Origin of the sequence: Tenacibaculum sp. L6, assembly GCF_028823685.1 — a bacterium.
GTDB lineage: Bacteria > Bacteroidota > Bacteroidia > Flavobacteriales > Flavobacteriaceae > Polaribacter.
On the sequence record NZ_JAPEHZ010000164.1, the window covers coordinates 1 to 745 of the forward strand.

The 745-nt window shown below is 30.3% G+C and carries 1 protein-coding gene; it reads right to left on the minus strand.

Annotated elements, in window-relative coordinates:
• Positions 1 to 118 precede the first annotated feature (118 nt).
• The gene (locus OU788_RS12505) at positions 119 to 520 is read right to left on the minus strand and encodes a RidA family protein (RefSeq protein ID WP_274635467.1); all 402 of its coding nucleotides are present in this window, start codon (positions 518 to 520) and stop codon (positions 119 to 121) included.
• Between the last annotated feature and the right edge of the window lie 225 nt (positions 521 to 745).

The following is a 745-nucleotide window of genomic DNA, read 5'->3' on the forward strand; positions in this document are numbered from 1 at the left end:
TTAGCAATTCCGAGTGGATTCGGACGTAGTCGAATCCGCCGTAATTGCGGTTATAGATTGTTATGCACAGGTTTTTTATCTAATTCTTATAGTTTTACTTATTCAGCATTGATATTTTCTATATTACCGCTTGAGCTTCAATTTCAATCATAAATCCTTCATTTGCAAGTCCATTTACACTAACCCAAGTACTAGCAGGTGGATTTTTAGTTCCAAAATTTTCTTTAAGAATAGAATTTATAATTGGTCCATCGCCATTTTGATAATTTACTTTATAAATTCTCAACATCATAATATTTTCCATTGTTCCGCCAACTGACTCAATTGCGATTTTTAAATTTTCAATTGCTTTTTGGGTTTGTGCTTTTAAATTATTTTCTCCAACTATATTAAGATTTTCATCCCAAGCAACTTGCCCAGATATAAATATTAATTTTCCAGGATTAGATATTACTATTTGAGAAAATCCGTATTGAGTTGAATCAAAAAGTTTTTCTGGATTAACAGTTTTTCTTAACATATCAGTTTGTTTTACAACTTGTGCCTAACTCGTTTGAGAATATGAATCCGTTTTAATGATTTATATTCAACGTTAGCTAAAGGTATTAGAATTTAGGGTAAGAATCAAATTAAATTATATTTTAAAAATTCCGAATATCCACAATATCCCCATTTTTAAGTTTGTTTTGGGTGTCTATAGCAAAAATGGTTTCAGCAACGTACTCAGGAGTATACAACTGGTCGT

Bases quoted from the DNA above. Each gene is read 5' to 3' on its own strand.
- OU788_RS12505 (WP_274635467.1), bottom strand. From the start codon at position 520: ATGTTAAGAAAAACTGTTAATCCAGAAAAACTTTTTGATTCAACTCAA.